General features: G+C 37.7%; 17 protein-coding genes and 3 pseudogenes. 14 read left to right on the top strand and 6 right to left on the bottom strand.

Going from position 1 to position 16324, the window contains the following annotated elements:
* Positions 1-139 precede the first annotated feature (139 nt).
* The 4 genes from B0I26_RS02635 to B0I26_RS02620 all read left to right on the top strand — a co-directional run bounded on the left by B0I26_RS02635 (position 140) and on the right by B0I26_RS02620 (position 3402).
* A complete protein-coding gene (locus tag B0I26_RS02635; RefSeq protein WP_111643933.1) occupies positions 140-685 on the top strand; it encodes a TRAP transporter small permease in 546 nt (181 codons plus the stop codon).
* Positions 679-1956 (top strand): TRAP transporter large permease, encoded by a 1278-nt coding sequence (locus tag B0I26_RS02630; RefSeq protein WP_220084966.1) that lies wholly within the window; start codon positions 679-681, stop codon positions 1954-1956. The genes B0I26_RS02635 and B0I26_RS02630 overlap by 7 nt, the downstream gene beginning before the upstream one ends.
* 43 nt (positions 1957-1999) lie before the next feature.
* Positions 2000-2902 (top strand): dihydrodipicolinate synthase family protein, encoded by a 903-nt coding sequence (locus B0I26_RS02625; RefSeq protein ID WP_111643931.1) that lies wholly within the window; start codon positions 2000-2002, stop codon positions 2900-2902.
* Between the two features lie 311 nt (positions 2903-3213).
* Complete coding sequence (locus tag B0I26_RS02620) at positions 3214-3402, top strand: hypothetical protein (protein WP_111643930.1); 189 nt, start codon at positions 3214-3216, stop codon at positions 3400-3402.
* Between the two features lie 372 nt (positions 3403-3774).
* Here the strand turns inward: B0I26_RS02620 and B0I26_RS18950 are convergent, their stop codons facing one another.
* Genes B0I26_RS18950 through B0I26_RS02605 form a run of 3 tightly spaced genes read right to left on the bottom strand, consistent with a single transcriptional unit; the run spans position 3775 to position 4484 of the window.
* The gene (locus B0I26_RS18950) at positions 3775-3927 is read right to left on the bottom strand and encodes a helix-turn-helix domain-containing protein (RefSeq protein WP_409991409.1); all 153 of its coding nucleotides are present in this window, start codon (positions 3925-3927) and stop codon (positions 3775-3777) included.
* A 42-nt stretch (positions 3928-3969) separates the two neighbouring features.
* A complete protein-coding gene (locus B0I26_RS02610; RefSeq protein ID WP_111643928.1) occupies positions 3970-4257 on the bottom strand; it encodes a DUF2178 domain-containing protein in 288 nt (95 codons plus the stop codon).
* Between the two features lie 2 nt (positions 4258-4259).
* Positions 4260-4484, bottom strand: a complete 225-nt coding sequence (locus B0I26_RS02605) for a helix-turn-helix transcriptional regulator (RefSeq protein ID WP_111643927.1) — start codon at positions 4482-4484, stop codon at positions 4260-4262.
* 183 nt (positions 4485-4667) lie between these two features.
* Between B0I26_RS02605 and mutT the strand changes: the two genes are divergently transcribed.
* Complete coding sequence (gene mutT / locus B0I26_RS02600) at positions 4668-5072, top strand: 8-oxo-dGTP diphosphatase MutT (RefSeq protein ID WP_111643926.1); 405 nt, start codon at positions 4668-4670, stop codon at positions 5070-5072.
* On the opposite strand, the pseudogene B0I26_RS02595 reads toward mutT, so the two are convergent.
* Positions 5049-6658, bottom strand: a pseudogene (locus B0I26_RS02595) (DUF3427 domain-containing protein); the annotation flags it as partial. The gene mutT and the pseudogene B0I26_RS02595 overlap by 24 nt on opposite strands.
* Before the next feature lie 47 nt (positions 6659-6705).
* Complete coding sequence (locus tag B0I26_RS02590) at positions 6706-6945, bottom strand: helix-turn-helix domain-containing protein (protein WP_111643925.1); 240 nt, start codon at positions 6943-6945, stop codon at positions 6706-6708.
* Between the two features lie 139 nt (positions 6946-7084).
* Between B0I26_RS02590 and B0I26_RS02585 the strand changes: the two genes are divergently transcribed.
* The 6 genes and pseudogenes from B0I26_RS02585 to B0I26_RS18085 form a co-directional block, all read left to right on the top strand.
* Entirely contained in the window at positions 7085-8014 is a 930-nt protein-coding gene (locus tag B0I26_RS02585; protein WP_111643924.1) for a DNA adenine methylase, read from the top strand.
* Between the two features lie 73 nt (positions 8015-8087).
* Positions 8088-9371 (top strand): type II restriction enzyme, encoded by a 1284-nt coding sequence (locus B0I26_RS02580; protein ID WP_111643923.1) that lies wholly within the window; start codon positions 8088-8090, stop codon positions 9369-9371.
* Between the two features lie 420 nt (positions 9372-9791).
* Entirely contained in the window at positions 9792-11714 is a 1923-nt protein-coding gene (locus tag B0I26_RS02575) for a DEAD/DEAH box helicase (RefSeq protein ID WP_111643922.1), read from the top strand.
* A gap of 45 nt (positions 11715-11759) precedes the next feature.
* Positions 11760-12749 (top strand): HNH endonuclease domain-containing protein, encoded by a 990-nt coding sequence (locus B0I26_RS02570; RefSeq protein WP_111643921.1) that lies wholly within the window; start codon positions 11760-11762, stop codon positions 12747-12749.
* Between the two features lie 48 nt (positions 12750-12797).
* Positions 12798-13082 (top strand): hypothetical protein, encoded by a 285-nt coding sequence (locus tag B0I26_RS02565; protein ID WP_111643920.1) that lies wholly within the window; start codon positions 12798-12800, stop codon positions 13080-13082.
* Between the two features lie 97 nt (positions 13083-13179).
* Positions 13180-13467, top strand: a pseudogene (locus B0I26_RS18085) (IS1595 family transposase); the annotation flags it as partial.
* A gap of 6 nt (positions 13468-13473) precedes the next feature.
* On the opposite strand, the gene B0I26_RS02555 reads toward B0I26_RS18085, so the two are convergent.
* The gene (locus B0I26_RS02555) at positions 13474-13671 is read right to left on the bottom strand and encodes a hypothetical protein (protein ID WP_111643918.1); all 198 of its coding nucleotides are present in this window, start codon (positions 13669-13671) and stop codon (positions 13474-13476) included.
* 200 nt (positions 13672-13871) lie between these two features.
* Here B0I26_RS02555 and B0I26_RS02550 point away from each other — a divergent pair, with 200 nt between their 5' ends.
* The 3 genes and pseudogenes from B0I26_RS02550 to B0I26_RS02540 all read left to right on the top strand — a co-directional run bounded on the left by B0I26_RS02550 (position 13872) and on the right by B0I26_RS02540 (position 16316).
* On the top strand, positions 13872-14144 hold the full coding sequence (locus B0I26_RS02550) for an autorepressor SdpR family transcription factor (protein ID WP_181502701.1): 273 nt from the start codon (positions 13872-13874) through the stop codon (positions 14142-14144).
* Complete coding sequence (locus B0I26_RS02545; RefSeq protein WP_111643916.1) at positions 14141-14779, top strand: SdpI family protein; 639 nt, start codon at positions 14141-14143, stop codon at positions 14777-14779. The genes B0I26_RS02550 and B0I26_RS02545 overlap by 4 nt, the downstream gene beginning before the upstream one ends.
* 327 nt (positions 14780-15106) lie before the next feature.
* A pseudogene (locus tag B0I26_RS02540) lies at positions 15107-16316 on the top strand (MFS transporter).
* The last annotated feature ends 8 nt before the right edge of the window (positions 16317-16324 follow it).

Genomic DNA, 16324 nt, shown 5'->3' with positions numbered 1-16324 from the left:
CATGAGGCTGGCTCAAAAACAAAGGGTCAGACCCCATAACACAGTATATAGAACCATAAGATATATTGTGAAACGGGCATGGGGTCAGATCTTTATGAGACAGCCTTGTGAAATCTTCAATATTAGAGGTGGGAGTCATATGGAAAGATTGTTAAAAATTTTAAACAGCTCCTTAAATGCATTAATTACGATCATTTTATCGGCAATGTGTATTTTCGTATTTTTAAATGTCGTTTTGCGTTATGTATTTAACTCCGGATTAACCTGGTCAGAGGAATTAGCCCGTTATTTGTTTGTCTGGGTTGTTTTCCTTGGAGCTATTGTTGCATCAAAAGATAAAGGTCACTTAGGAGTAGATTTGCTTGTCAGCATTTTGCCGCGCGGATGGCAAAGGATTGCTTATGTATTATCAAATATCGTGATTATTATTGTACTTGGCTTATTTATTGATGGACTTATCAAAATGATGGCTTTGAACAGCGGAGTAACAGGTCCGGGAACGGGGTTGCCGGTAGCTTTGTTCTATCTTGCAGGTTTATTTGCCGCTGTTTGCATGATTGGTATCAGTATTATCCAAGCGGTACAGTTCGGATTTTTCAATCAGAATCCCCCGTCATGGGTGAAAGAAGCGGCAGATGCTAATGATGTTAACTTATCAAATAAGAATGGGGGAACTAAATCATGATTTGGATTTTTCTAGGCACGTTGTTCCTCTTCTTGCTTTTTGGTGTTCCGGTAGCAATTTCCATGCTGGTTAGTGCCATTGTCATGATGTTTGTATTAGGGATGTTTGACACGCAAATTGTTGCTGAAAATTTAATTAATGGCGCGAATAGCTTTGCGTTAATGGCAATCCCGTTTTTTATACTAACTGGAGAAATTATGAACGTTGGCGGTGTTTCTAAAAGGATTGTTGATTTTGCAAGCGCTTTAGTTGGACATATCCGCGGAGGACTAGGATATGTTGCGATTATTGCCGGTGTTATTTTTGCCGGAATTTCCGGTTCAGCTGTGGCAGATACGGCCGCACTGGGAGCTATCTTAATTCCGATGATGGTTGCTAACCGTTATAATAAAAATTCATCTACTGGATTAATAGCTTCGGTCGGAATTATTGGCACAGTCATTCCGCCAAGTATTCCAATGATTCTTTTTGGAGTAGTTAGCGGTGTGTCTATTACGCAACTGTTTATGGCAGGAATTATACCGGGTATTTTAATGGCAGTTGGTTTAATGATTGTCTGGTATTTTGTATCTAAACGGGACAACAGTGAAACATTGCCAAAAGCAACAGCAAAAGAAAGATGGAAAGCATTTACACGAGCATTTTGGGCGTTGCTTTTGCCTCTGTTAATTATTGTAGGTCTTCGCGGAGGAATTTTCACACCGACAGAAGCAGGGGTTGTTGCTGCTGTTTATGCACTAATTGTTAGCTTAGGTTATCGTGAGTTAAAATTATCTGATTTGCCTAAAGTGCTTGTGGAAACAGCGAAAACAACGGGAGTAGTTATGTTTTTAGCTTCAACAGCGATGGTATCTGCTTATGTTATTACAGTTGCACAAATCCCGGCGGAACTAGGTGCTCTCCTGGGTGGATTAACTGAGAACCCTACTGCACTACTGCTCATGATTATGCTGTTGCTTTTCTTAGTCGGTTGCGTCATGGACCTTACTCCTGCGATTTTAATCTTTACTCCAGTACTTCTTCCTTTAGTACAACAGGCGGGAATTGATCCAATCTATTTTGGGCTCCTCGTAGTTATTAACTTGTCAATCGGATTGATTACGCCTCCGGTAGGAACTGTACTTTACGTTGGCTGCGGTATCAGCAAAATAAGTATTATCGAAATGACAAAGGGAGTATTGCCATTTTTATTAGTGGAACTTTTCGTACTTCTTTTATTAACGATATTCCCGGAACTCGTTACGATTCCGTTGGGGTGGTTTGGCGAGTAATCCTATTGTATTAAATGAAAAAAACATACGGGGGGAGAAAATAGTGGCAAGATTTCAGGGGATTATTCCCCCTGTCCCTACTATTTTTAATGAGACAGGGAAGTTTGACAGAGCCGGAATGAGCAAATTGATCGATTTCCTCATTGATTCCGGTGTTCATGGATTGTTTTTCCTTGGAACAGGCGGGGAATTCAGTCAAATGTCGAAGCAAGAGAGGAAAGATGTGGCTGCATTTGCTACTGAATACGTGGCCGGAAGAGTTCCTGTTTTAATTGGAACAGGCGGTACAAATACTAGAGAAGTGATTGAATTAAGCTGGCATAGCGAGAAAATTGGCGCAGACGGAGTTGTGGTGATTAATCCATACTACTGGCCGCTCTCTGATGAAAATCTATTTGAGCATTATAGTGAAGTGGCAAAAGCGATTCATATTCCTATTTTACTGTATAATTTTCCAACTTTGACAGGACAGGATTTAGCCCCTGATTTTGTTTTAAAATTAGTTGAGAATCATTCGAATATTGTAGGGATTAAGGAAACAGTAGATGCCGCGGGACATATCCGGGAAATGATTTTAAAGGTTAAAAAGAAATATCCTTATTTTTCTGTTTTTGCGGGCTATGACGATCACCTCCTCAATACTCTCTCCTTAGGAGGCGACGGAGCCATATCTGCCAGTGCAAACTTTGCGCCACAGCTTACGATTGGAATTTATCAGGCATTTCAGGAGAAAGATTTTGCAAAAGCGATTCAATTGCACCAGCAGCTCGCTTATTTACCGATGTTATATAAAATTGATTCACCGTTTGTAACAGTTGTTAAAGAAGCGATACGTTTTATGGGCTTAGAAATTTCAACGCACTCTTTGCTGCCTTCTAGACCGCTGGGCGAAGAGGAAATTCAGTATATTAATGAAATTCTCAAACAAGCTGATTTATTATCTTAAGATGGGAGAAATTCATGAAAGTATTGCAAAAAACGTGGTGATTGAGAAGCTGACATGATTGAGTCAACTTACAAGTGTTTTGTTTGTGTTAGTTCGAGGCAGGAAAATTAAATAACGTTTGTTCAATAAATAACCGGAAGTGTCTTGAGGTATAAATTAAAAACAAAAAATCAGCTTGTCGGCAAAGTCGGCAAGCTGATTTTAATTTATATAAGTTCATGTTGAGACATCGCCTAAACAAAACGGGAAGATAAAAAGAACGGTCAAAAGGGAGAGGTTCATTATATTTTGTAAAACAGAAAGGAGTTATTATGAAAAATATTAGAAAAGAATATAAGGAAATAGATGAATATTATCGTTCAAAAGAGCAGAAAGGCGGTGATTTATTAGGGGTTCTTGAAAAAAACGGACTGTCTATTTTTTTGATATATTTACCATTTTGGCTCATCGGAAAGATATTATCTTGCTTATTTTCAATCGTATATAAGCGAATCAAATAAATGAAAGGGGTGCTCACTCCTCAATGAACGGGAGATGAATATTCCATCCATCACTTTTGTCTGGCAGAGTCGATTTGGTTTATCCATTGCATAATAATACGGACAAGAAGTGATAGAAGAAAGATGCTTATAAACGAGTACGTCCATGTCCATGTATGAAATGATTCTATCCATGGATAAATTCGTCTCCCGCTGCTTATTTGCTTGTCGTTTATTATACCGAAATAAAATTAAATATTTATCGATGTTGCTTCTGTTTGTTAATGTTTCTCTTCATAGAGTAAATAAGGAATTTGCTTTAAATCATTCATAACCTGCTTTTGGCTTATTTTCAATCGTTAATCGATATTTAAATTTATTTTCCTTTTTCATCTAGTCTCCCTTTTTATCATTATCAATATATTGAAAAAAGCTAGTGACCGAAACCTCTAAAGCTTCAGCAATATCAAAAAGAACTTCCAACGAAAAAGGTTTGTCTGTATTCGGAACTTCTATTTTACTAATGTAACTCTTGCTCATGCCAATTTTTTTAGCAAGAAGTTAGATTGAAGAAGATAATTCTATAATCTAATATCGTTTCTTCAATACTATAATCGTTGCTGAATAAGAAATGACAACCAATGCGAATAAACAAGTTAAAGCAAAATTAAATTGTTCTCCGTTTAATGGCATCTTAATATTGATAATAAAAATTATCAAATACCCTAACAAAAATGCAAAATAAACTGTCATCCCCGCAATGCCCAATATTTTATCCCCTCTTTCATCTCCCCCTTCCTTCTTGATGAAATACCACAAAAAGATGACCGCCACAAGCCCTACAAAAGATAAACCAATACCGATAACATTGAACATAACTATTCCTCCTCAATTAATTTATATTGAAAAACTTCCTGTATCTCTTTATCAAAAGCAGCCGCGATCTCAAACGCCAAAATCAGAGATGGATTGTAACGATTCGCTTCAATGGATGCAATGGTTTGTCTCGAAACACCGACTTTATTGGCTAAATCCTGTTGAGTCCATTTCTTTTCAGCTCTTAGAACATTTAATTTATTATGTAGTTGCCCGCTTCTTTTCATATTTGATTTACCACCCCTTCATTATTTAATGTAATTTATTTTTAACAATTTGTAAATTATTTCTTACATAGATTTGTAAAGAAATCCTCCAAAGTAATTTTGGTTCTTTTTGTTTTCATTTCACATGTTCGAGTTGTTTGCTAAAATAAACTAAAAAAGCCGATGTGAAAGGAGTAGATTGTTGTGAAAAAAACCGTTCGTGTAGTGGGTGCGGTGATTTATAATGAGGAAAATGCAATTTTATGTGCGCTGCGTTCTCCGGAAATGTCGCTTCCAAATTTATGGGAGTTTCCAGGTGGAAAAATCGAAAAGGATGAACGTCCAGAAGAGACGTTAGTAAGAGAAATTCAAGAAGAGTTGGGATGCACGATTGAGGTGTATGAAAAAATTGAAGAAGTGCATCATGAATATCCGAACGTAATTGTGAATTTGCTTACATACAAAGCAAAAATCGTTGAAGGAGAGCCGAAAGCGAAAGAGCATGCGGAATTAAAATGGGTACCGCTTCAAGATCTAAACTCTCTTGAATGGGCACCCGCTGATATTCCGACAGTAGAAGCGTTATTAGCGGATAAGGTCGATATATAAGTCTTCGGGTACGGGGTGATGCAGCCGCCATTTAATGTTCATTGGTTTGTCGCCATAACTAGATACATAGTCGACTTCCCCAAGATACATAAATGGCAAGGTCATCCCGTGCATTTGATCGAATTTGCGCACAAACAAATGAATATGAATGCCTCTTTCTTTGTGGTAAATGTAATTTTGTCCGACAGAAGATGCGTGGGATGTTTGATTTTGACTTTGCCAGTGAAAATGACGTTGGTCGATAAAGTAATCTTTATATTGCAAGTGCTCTTCTACTTTTTCTGATTTGTTCAAGTTGACGAACAAGAAATAATGATTGCCTGCCCGGCTTACTCCTTCTCTCCAAGAGCCTTCTTTGACTCCTGCTTCAAATAAGAAAATGAGATCATTTCTCGTGTAATTTTGATAAAGAGTAAGTTTTTCTCCTTTTGTAAGAAATCTTTCTGGATGATATGTTCGTCTAAATTCAATAATTCCATAATCTATTCGATCCTTTAAATATCGATAAAACTCTGGATCTTCTGTTACCGCAAGAATATCATCATTTAATACAAATTTATCATCAACGACTTTGCCAAACGACCATTTTTGTTTTTTATATCGATTTGCTAAGCGGGCCATTGACTGTCTAATAAGCGTTTTATGTTTTTCTAAGTCAATTTTTGTCGCAAATCTTTTTTCTAACTGGTTGACGACATCTGTATCTGAAACGTTTTTTTGTAAAAAAGCTAATTCTAAAATAATAAAGTCATAAGGCCACTTGATTGGAAATTGGTTTTCGAGCCGTTCGACTATTTCACTCATTAACGGATGGTTCAAAATTTTTTGATCTAGTTCATTTACATCATTCATTTTTTCTTTTGTTTTTACCCATGATTGATACTTATAAATGAAAAATGTCAAGCTTGGCGATTGTTCACAATATAAGAAATCCAAAATCTCCGGAGATCGTCCAAGTTCATTTTTAAATTGTTGATATAACGACTTTAACATGTCCGTTGAATTCATTTTGATCGAATCGATACGATCTAAAATTTCTTTTTGTGTAATCGGGTCTAAATCAACGTAAGAACCGGCCGGCAAATCGGCAAACTCATGTGTTACAGCGACGCGGAGCGAATCCTTGTCAAAAGCTTTATGATTGATTTGCCCTGATAAAGCGAGCGGCACGACGAACGACTTTTGGTAGTTACCAATAAAATCGAGTATCGTGACAAATTCTTTTCCTTCTACTTTCCGCAATCCTCTTCCAAGCTGCTGAATAAAAACAGTAGAAGATTCTGTTGGTCTTAGGAAAAGAATGAGATTTAACTTTGGAATATCGATTCCCTCGTTGAAAATATTGACCGTAAAAATTAACTCTAAAGGATGGTTTTCATCTTCTAGCTGTTTAATGACCTTTTCGCGATAATCGATGCTGTGCTCACCGGTTAAATAGGTTGTATGATACCCGCGTTTGTTAGCTTGAATTTATCACCAAGCTTTTTTGCTGCATGAAGAATGAGAACTTCTATATATTCTTTTGGAGAAAGATGTTGAATGATATTCGATTCAGGATATGTTTTATTTGCGAGATATAGTTCTTCTAAGAAACCTTTCTTTTCCAAGTTACTCACCTAAACATTTAGTTTTTCTATATTTTATCAATGTAACGAAAAAAACTAGTGATGGGAACATCTAAAGCTTCTGAGATGTCAAATAGTATTTCTAGGGAAAAAGGCTTGTCAGTATTCGGAGCCTCAATTTTACTGATATAACTTTTGCTCATGCCAATTTTTTTAGCAAGATCAGCTTGTGAAAGTCCTTTTGCTTTTCTCGTTTCTTTTATCGCTTGACCAATTTTTTTATACTTATCGACATGCTTTCGTTCCATATTCCACCTCATACAACATTTTACAATAAATGATCTTTTGTAATATTTCACTTATAGTGAAACTTGATATACAGGTATGGTATAATGCAGATAATCATGTAGAATATGATAAGTAATTGTACATACGGAGGTGAAGCCTTTGAAAGGTACCACAGTCAAAGCCAAACCGTTTTTAAAATGGGCGGGCGGAAAAACGCAGCTGTTGGATGAGATTATGAGCCGGTTGCCGATAGAGATGAAAGAAGGAAAAATCACCCGATATATTGAGCCGTTTATTGGCAGCGGAGCGGTGATGTTTGAATTAGTTCAGACATACCACATAGAAGATGTATGGATTTGGGATATAAATCCAGAGTTAATTACGGTTTATCAAGTTGTCCAAAAGGATGTCGAATCTTTAATTGAGAGGCTTGCTCACTTGGAAAAACAGTTTCTGCCGCTGGAAAAGGAAAAAAGAAAAGAAATGTATTATTCGGTTCGTGATCAATTTAATGAAACATTATTGGATTTTGACTTTCATACTTACGGAGAGCATAAAATCGAACGGGCGAGCCAGTTTATTTTTTTAAACAAAACTTGTTTTAACGGGCTGTTCCGCGTCAACAAAAAAGGTGAATTTAATGTTCCGATGGGCGACTACAAAAACCCAACGATTTGCGATTCGGATAATTTAAGAGCGGCCAGCGCGGTGCTGCAACATGTAAACATTTATCAAGGAGACTATAAACAAAGCCGTGAGTTTATTAACAATAAAACGTTTGTCTACTTTGACCCACCATACAGGCCGCTAAGCACTAGCTCAAGTTTTACGGCTTACAGTAAATTTGATTTTACCGATGAAAATCAAAAAGAGCTAGCGCAGTATTACCGGGAATTGGACAAGCAGGGAGCTTTTTTAATGCTAAGTAACTCCGATCCGAAAAATACGGACCCAAACGATGAATTTTTTGATGAATTGTATGCGGGATTTCATATCGAACGAGTAACGGCTCGCAGAAATATTAACTCGAAAGGGAATAGCCGAGGAGCTATTAACGAAATTTTAGTAACCAATTATTTTGCTCAATAACCATTTTCGTTATTGAGCTTTATTTTTTGTAAAATTAAAGAAGAGTGCTAACATAAACGGTGGTGATGGAACAATGGCGAAAACGAAAAATGATATCGCTTGGGAACAAATTTTTAAGGACTATGATATTTTACATAAAATCAAACAAGACGGATTTTACGAAATCTCCGCTGATGTCATTCGCGAATACCGCGAACCGCGATTAATGTGTAAATTTGACCATGAAAACCATTTACCAGAGATTTTTGCAAAAAATCAGCTTTCCATTTTACCGATTTCACGAAGTGCCTATGTAATCGGAGATTTTTCAGTTTTTGCCGAAGTCACCTATCAGAAAATGAAGCCGCAGGAAGTGAATGTTCCTCATTACATCCAAACGATTCAACCGGATGATCTTTATAGTGAAAGCGCGGCCTTGCACTTTGCTTACCATAGCGGCATGATTAATGATTTTTTAGGTGAAGAAACGTGGCATACAGTAAGCGGCCGTATGGGATCTGGTGAATTTGCCTACTATATTGAAAGTAAAAATGGGCAGCGAAAGTATGTCAAAGTCAATGGTGCGCAAATTGAGATTGACGGCGGCTATGAAGGAAAGACGAAGTTTGCGATTATCGAAGCGAAAAAGGAAATGGTCAAAGATTTCAATGTAAGGCAATTATTTTATCCTTTTAAGGTGTGGAAAACCCGTGTTAACAAAGAAATTGTTCCCATCTTTTTCACGTATTCAAATGATATTTTCAGTTTTTTTATGTATGAATTTGCCGATGAAAATATATTCAATTCTTATCGCCTTGTGAAACAAAAAGACTATATCGTCTCACACCGTAAAATTACGGAAGCCGATGTTCAACAAATCGCTGCCAAAGCCATCCGCTTTGTCCCGGAGCCGCAAGTTCCTTTTCCGCAGGCCGATACATTTGCCCGCGTCGTTGATTTGCTCGGATTGCTGTATGAAGGGGATATGAGCAAAAATGAAATAACCGAAAATTACAATTTTGATAAGCGGCAGACCGATTACTATTCCAACGCCTGCATTTATCTTGGATTAGCCGAAAAATATGAAACAAGTGACGATGTAATGATTGCTTTAACGAATGAAGGCCGGAGGGTCATGGCGCTTCCGTATCGCGAAAAGTATTTAACATTAGCCGAAAAAATTCTTGAACATCAAGTATTCAAGGAAGTTTACGACGAATATGTGCGAAACGGACAAAACGTTTCAAAAGATTTTGTCGTTGCAAGAATGAAACATCACCAGTTGAACGGCTTAGCGGCAGAGTCCACATTTCGGCGAAGAGCCAGCACGATCATCGGCTGGGTGAAATGGATTTGTGAATTGTCGGAGAAAGATTAGGATGGTTCGTAAGAAGATAGGCTGTCTCATAAAGGTTTGACCCCACGCGCATTTCACAATATATCGTTCATTTATCCAAATGTCCTTTATTGTGTTATGAGGGCTGGTCTTGTTTTGAGACAGCCTATTCTTTTATTCATCTTCATAGGCTTTAAGACTACGTGAGGATTACTTTGCATGTAATTGAAGCGGTGCGCCTTTTCGGACACTTACGGTAACAATTTGCGTTTTAGGCGGGTTTAAGTCACACTTTCTAAATTTATCGAGAAAAATGGGGTCTATATATTCACTTAAATAATGTTCTTCGTCATGACGGATTCTCCTCTAGAATTTTGTAGAATTTTGGGAAAAAAGTACTAATTTTGTAGTATAATGATTAAAAAACGAAATTTTTACGAAGCAATGATGGAGTGAGGGGTTATGGCCTATACGATTCCAGAAACGATCCGCTCTACAGCAACAGCCGGGGAACGTTTATTGTTTCGGACGCTGAAGACGTATTTGCCGGATGATTATATTGTCTACTTTGAGCCGGAGATTCGCGGGAAACGGCCGGATTTCGTCATTATCGGTCCTGACTTGGGGCTTGTCGTGTTGGAAGTGAAAGATTATACGAAAAATACGTTATTTCAATTAAACCATGATGAATGGACGATTATAAGCGCAGCGGGAGAGCAGACGACGGTGAAAAGTCCGCTGAAGCAGGCGCGCGATAATATGTTCCACATTGTTGACGTTTTAAAAAAGGACAAAAACTTAATTCATTTAGAAGGAAAATACCAATTTCAGCTCAAGTTCCCTTACGGTTACGGAGCGGTGTTTACAAGATTATATCAGAAAGATTTTGTCCAAGAAGGGCTTTATGCGGTAATAGATCCGAATCTTTGCTTAACGCGTGACGAAATTGACCCAGATAAGGAGACGTTTAGTGAGGAAAATTTGTTTGAAAAAATATTGAATATGTTTATTGTTCCGTATCGTTTGCGGACGCCTTTGACGAAAGAAGAAATTGATGCGATTCGTTATCATCTGTTTCCAGAGGTGCGCATCAGTGCGGAGTTTAAGCCGCCGGTTCCGTATCAGGATCAGCTGCTTTTGTCGCTTCATGATATTAAAGCGATGGATCTCCATCAAGAAAACTTGGCGAAACAAATCGGCGATAAAAACAGATTGATAAGAGGAGTGGCCGGCAGCGGCAAGACGCTTATTTTAGCAAGCCGCGCTAAACTTTTAGCGAAGCAGCACCCGGATTGGAAAATCTTAATTCTTTGCTATAATATTTCGCTGGCGCAGGGCATTCGGCAAATGATTCATCATATGTTAAATGAACCGGACAGCTTATTTGACTTTGATTTTACAAAAGAAGACGGAAAAGCGGAAACGAAATGGGACAACATTATCGTCCGCAACTTTCATGAATGGCTGAAATATGACTTAAGAATAACGGAGCGGCAAATTCCTTCCATACTGGAGAAGCTTGAGAAAAACGAAGCAATTTTGCCGATGTATGATGCGATTTTAGTTGATGAGGGACAGGATTTCGAATCGGAATGGCTCGCTCTCATCAGTAAACGATTAAACCCGGCTACGCAGTCTTTATTGCTCGTTGAAGACCGGGCGCAGACGATCTATAAGAGGAAACGCTCTTATCTGCAAGACACAGGCTTGAGTTTTCAAGGACGTTCCAAAATATTGAACATTAACTATCGGAATACGGCACAAATCGTGAAGTTTGCCTGGGATTTTTATCGCACGCATTCGGTGTTGAAAAACAAAGTGGCGCATCGTGAGTTTGAAGGGGAAATTATCGCACCGCAAAGCACGAGGCGCAAAGGACCGGAACCGGGCATTTTCAAGGCAGAAAACTTTGCCCAGGAAATGAACATGGTCGTCCGGCAAATTCAAAAACTGCACGAAGAGAAAAACGTTCCTTACTCTGAAATCTTAATTCTTTACCGCGTCAAGCGAACACATCGGCAAAATATTATCGATACGATTAAAAGAAGTTTAGAACAGGGACAAATCCCTTATTATTGGCTTACGGAAGATGAAACAGCAAAACGAAAGTTCTCGCGCGATGATAATACCGTCAAAATCAGCACGATTGAAAGCAGCAAAGGGCTTGATTTTCAAGCGGTATTTATCGTCAATGTCGACAACATGCCATTTCCGCTCGAAGAAGATAAAGAACGGGAAGTTTCTTTATTATACATAGGCATGACAAGAGCAAAAGAATATCTGTGCCTTTCTTATTCCGGAGAGTCGGAGTTTACGAAATATTTTGAGAGGATAAGAGAGGAGCGACAAAACTCAAAGGATACGAAGGAAAAATATGTAAGATAAACATATAGGCTATTCAAATACTCCTATTGTTGATAGGTGAATAAAATGACTTGGAACCTAAAAATCGGAGAAATAAAAGAAACTTATTTAACCGAACAGCAAATTTGGCAAATATTCAATACGTTCTTTTCGCCAAAGTCAAAAAATACAATGACTTATAAATTCGGCCTTATTAAATCGCTAATTGAAAACTTGTATAACGTAAATGAAAATTTAGAATTGAATTATTACCAGTTATTTGAGTCGTTCACGAAAATTTATTGGAATCTAGTAGTGCATCATCAATTAAGACAAAGCAATAGTTCATCCATGAATTCGGGAATTGAAAAAGTATTAGTCAATTTTCAAAAAGAGCGCGAAATCCCAAATGATTTTCGCTTTGATAAGCTTCCTTATGCCCTTCAATTAGAGCTTGTTCAACAGGTAAAAAAGGTAGGAAAGAAATATGTAATCGGAGCGCTTTATGGAGATTCGCGAGGAGTCATCTATGAATTTGATTTAAAAAAAGAGTATATGAAAATGAATGAACCAGTCTATAAATTTATGCTAAAGTATCAAAAGGTTCTTACCTATTTGACGAATTATCATCTTGCTTTATTTTTAGAAAAATACAACAGAGCGGAAAATACAGTGCAGATGTTAATGAAAGTCGAAAATGTATCGAAGCGCTCTTCCCTTGATTTGTTTTACAATATGCTCATTTCCTTTGGACAAAAAACATGCTTTTATTGCGGGAAAACGTTAGATGGGCGAACGATAGCCCATGTAGACCATTTCATTCCGTGGAGCTTTGTACAAACGGATCAACTATGGAATTTAGTGCTTGCATGTCGAAGCTGCAATGTGTCAAAACGGGATCGTATAGCGAAAGAAATATTTTTAGACTCGCTTATCGAACGAAACGAACAGCTGGCATCATCTAAAGAAGCTATCATTATGAAGGAATTCAAATTTTATCAATCTGAAAAATTACAAAATTTATATTATTATTCCATTGTTAACGGCTTTGAACATCAATGGAGTCCAAATAAGTGACAATCAGGAGTAGAAAAAATAGGCGGAACCGTCAAGGCTGCCGGAAAATTGGTTAGTAAAAAGTGGGAAGGGGCAGGCCAATGGCTGGAGGATGTTGGCGGCAGTGTTCAATCCGCTTCAAAATCAGCTTTAGAGAACGCAGGCCAGTTTATGGATGGAGCAGTGCAAAGTACATATGGTATGATAAAAAAAGATGAGTTTTATAAACAAAAGGGATTACAGGATTTAAAAGATGCGACAGGAAGAACCGTCAAGGGAATCGGTTCAGTTATTAAATATACTGTTAATAATGCTGGAACTGCCTATAAAGGTTTGAAAAGCGGCGATATATAAATACAGATTGATTTTTCGGCATATGAATCTGCTCTTTTCTCCATTTTAAGCTCTCACTTAAGTCGTTTTTTCAATCTGAACCTATATATAAGAAGTTGCTGCGGTGCAAGATTTACAACACAAAGCCAATAATGTTCGCAAAGGCGTCTATACAAAGAAAGGAATTTACCATATTCAGCGCGTCAACGGGTATCATACTCGTTTGAAAAAATCGATGAACAGGCTTCAAGGGATGGCCACCAAATACCTTGATAACTGCCTTTTCTGGCATCGTTTTCACGAACTGAATAAGAAAATGCCGTTTCAAAAGCGGGTAAAGGAAATGCTTCTCTCATCGTGCCGAGAGGTAAACCTTGCTGCCGTTCAACATCTGAGAGAAGCATAATTCCCTTTATTGTTTTGTACGGTCAATTTTACTATTTCTCATTAATCCATATATTGTAAAGTAAACAAAAAATACACATAAAATTGTAAAAGTAATGCTATAACCTATCTCATTTTCGCGATATTTGTCATAAGCAAACATACCCATCACAATTGAATTGATAAATAAGTTCAATAGTATCAATGGGTAAATTTTTTTATCCATTGTTTTCCACCTCCCGCGCTATTATTCTACCATATTTTATCCATTCCTTTTAGAAAACAGCTATTTAAACTCGTGGTGCCAGATAAAAATCATTGAACATAAAAATAGGATTGACAAAAAGCAGAACGTCTTTTATTTTTTAATTAAATAATTAGATAATTTTCTAAATAACGAAATAATGATGGTGAACTAATATGAAAATGAATTTAGTTTATAAAGCACTTGCCGATGCAACACGACGAGACATTTTAAACTTATTGAAAAATAAAGATCTGACTGCAGGGGAAATCGCCGATCATTTCCGCATTTCGAAACCGAGCATTTCCCATCATTTGAACTTGCTGAAACAAGCGGACTTAGTGCACGCTGAAAAAAGGGGGCAGTACATCTATTATTCGATTAACACGACCGTCTTGCAAGATGTATTGACATGGCTTTTATCATTACAAGGAAAAAAGGGGGAGAAGGAATGAAAAAACATTCGTATTTTTTCTTGCTCATCATTATCAGTGTTGCGATTTCGCTATGGGCGTATCCGCAATTGCCTGACGAAGTTCCGACGCATTGGAATGCCGCCGGAGAAGTGGATGGTTATTCTTCTAAGCTTTTTGCCGTTTTATTTGGACCGATTTTGTTGACTAGTATTTATGGAATGCTGCTTGGAGTGGCAAAAATCGATCCGCGTAAAGAGAATTACAAAAAGTTTGCCGGAGCGCATCAGATTTTCGTGAACGCGGCGTTAACGTTTTTCGTCGCTATTCACATCGCCGTTATTTTCAGCGGTCTTGGTTACCGTGTCCATATGGATTGGATTGCCAATATAGGATTAGGGCTGCTTTTTATCATTCTCGGAAATTATATGCCAAAAGTTAAAGCGAATTATTTTATCGGCATCCGCACGCCGTGGACATTGGCGGACGAGACGGTTTGGGCGAAAACGCACCGCTTTGGCGGCAAAGTGTTTTTCATCGGCGGCGTGATGCTCATCGTTTCCGCGTTTATCCCTTCATCGTTTCGCGTCTTTCTTCTCATTTCATCCATCGTCTTTATCGCCATTGTGCCGATGGTGTACTCTTATTTCGTGTATAAAAAGGTAACGCAGACATAGGGAAGAGAGCCAATCATTTTTTGGCTCTTTCTTTTTTCCGGTATGATAAACAAACAGCTCCTCATCCTTGATACATATATGCATTGAGCAAAAATTAATTTATTGAACGATCAAAATGATAGTGTTAAGATGTAATAAATTGGATAAATTTGTGCGAGTATGGTAATGAAACAAACATATCCATAGTATTTAGCCAAAGGAAAACGGTTATATCAATGGCGGTCATAAAATACAAAGTAAAAATGAGGAAACACCATATCGGGAATATTAGTTATTTTTTGTAATTATACTAAATTCCTATATTTTGTTTAATAAGGTGGGGGAATCGTGACATTTATTCAAAAAGGGACGATAGAATATCAACGAGCAAGCTTTGCATTATTTCTCGGAGGTTTTTTGACATTTGGGATCCTTTATACAACACAGCCGTTAATTCCGGTTTTTGCTCAAGAATTTCATGTCTCGCCTACCGCAGCCAGTCTCAGTTTATCAGTATCCACCGGGGTATTGGCCATTGCCATGTTAGCGGCCGCTTCTATACTTCTATATCTGATAGGATGGGGAAAAAACAGATTATGGTTATTTCCATGTTTTTCACAGCTGTTCTTAGTTTGGTTACCGCATTTAGTCCTAATTTTATTTCTCTTATTGTCATTAGGTTCTTGTTAGGATTTTTTATTGCCGGGGTTCCTGCGGTCGCCATGGCATATGTTGCGGAAGAATTCAATCCTAACGGAATCGGCAAAATTATGGGACTTTATATAAGTGGTACAAGCATCGGAGGAATGGCAGGGAGAATAATAACAAGCGCTCTTACGGATTTGTTTAATTGGCGAATCGCATTATCAACAATGGGAATATTGGCTTTCATCTTGAGTATCGTGTTTTCGTTAATGCTTCCTGCACCCCGCAATTCTGTGAAAAAGACGATAAACTGGCGCTCTGCATGGGAGGCTTATAAAGTACATATCGTAAATAAACATTTGATGTCGCTTGTGATGCTTTCATTTTTATTAATGGGAAGTTTTGTCACATTATACAATTATATAAGTTTTCTTTTGGCAGAGCCGCCTTATAAGTTAAGCCAGACGCTCATTGGCTTTATATTTATTGTCTATTTATGCGGCTCATTCAGTTCGATTTATATGGGAAAAAAGGCAGACAAATACGGGTATTCGGTTATCGTAAAAGCATCAATCGGAATAATGATAAGCGGGGCAATCTTAACACTGCTTCCTTCATTGCTTGCAAAAATTATAGGGATCACCGTTTTCACCTTTGGCTTCTTTGCCAGTCATTCGATTGCCAGCGCTTGGGTCGGGGACTGTGCAGGAAATTATAAGGTACAAGCTTCTTCACTTTATTTGTTTTTTATTATCTAGGTTCAAGCATTGTCGGCTCTCTTGGCGGTTATTTCTGGTCGCACTTTCATTGGATTGGTGTTATTTCGTTAATCTTCAGTCTATTAATCTTCGGATATGTTCTTGTTTTATTAGCTCAAAAAAAAGAGGTTTATAAACGGCAAACTCGAATATGAATGATAAG

It is taken from the genome of Paranoxybacillus vitaminiphilus (assembly GCF_003259935.1).
Classification (GTDB): domain Bacteria; phylum Bacillota; class Bacilli; order Bacillales; family Anoxybacillaceae; genus Paranoxybacillus; species Paranoxybacillus vitaminiphilus.
The sequence above is the reverse complement of the archived record's forward strand: the minus strand, read 5'-3'. Positions and strand labels throughout refer to the sequence as shown.

Bases quoted from the DNA above. Each gene is read 5' to 3' on its own strand.
- B0I26_RS02635 (WP_111643933.1), top strand. From the start codon at position 140: ATGGAAAGATTGTTAAAAATTTTAAACAGCTCCTTAAATGCATTAATT.
- B0I26_RS02620 (WP_111643930.1), top strand. From the start codon at position 3,214: ATGAAAAATATTAGAAAAGAATATAAGGAAATAGATGAATATTATCGT.
- B0I26_RS02610 (WP_111643928.1), bottom strand. From the start codon at position 4,257: ATGTTCAATGTTATCGGTATTGGTTTATCTTTTGTAGGGCTTGTGGCG.
- B0I26_RS02605 (WP_111643927.1), bottom strand. From the start codon at position 4,484: ATGAAAAGAAGCGGGCAACTACATAATAAATTAAATGTTCTAAGAGCT.
- B0I26_RS02590 (WP_111643925.1), bottom strand. From the start codon at position 6,945: ATGGAACGAAAGCATGTCGATAAGTATAAAAAAATTGGTCAAGCGATA.
- B0I26_RS02580 (WP_111643923.1), top strand. From the start codon at position 8,088: ATGGCGAAAACGAAAAATGATATCGCTTGGGAACAAATTTTTAAGGAC.
- B0I26_RS02575 (WP_111643922.1), top strand. From the start codon at position 9,792: ATGGCCTATACGATTCCAGAAACGATCCGCTCTACAGCAACAGCCGGG.
- B0I26_RS02570 (WP_111643921.1), top strand. From the start codon at position 11,760: ATGACTTGGAACCTAAAAATCGGAGAAATAAAAGAAACTTATTTAACC.
- B0I26_RS02555 (WP_111643918.1), bottom strand. From the start codon at position 13,671: ATGGATAAAAAAATTTACCCATTGATACTATTGAACTTATTTATCAAT.
- B0I26_RS02550 (WP_181502701.1), top strand. From the start codon at position 13,872: ATGAATTTAGTTTATAAAGCACTTGCCGATGCAACACGACGAGACATT.
- B0I26_RS02545 (WP_111643916.1), top strand. From the start codon at position 14,141: ATGAAAAAACATTCGTATTTTTTCTTGCTCATCATTATCAGTGTTGCG.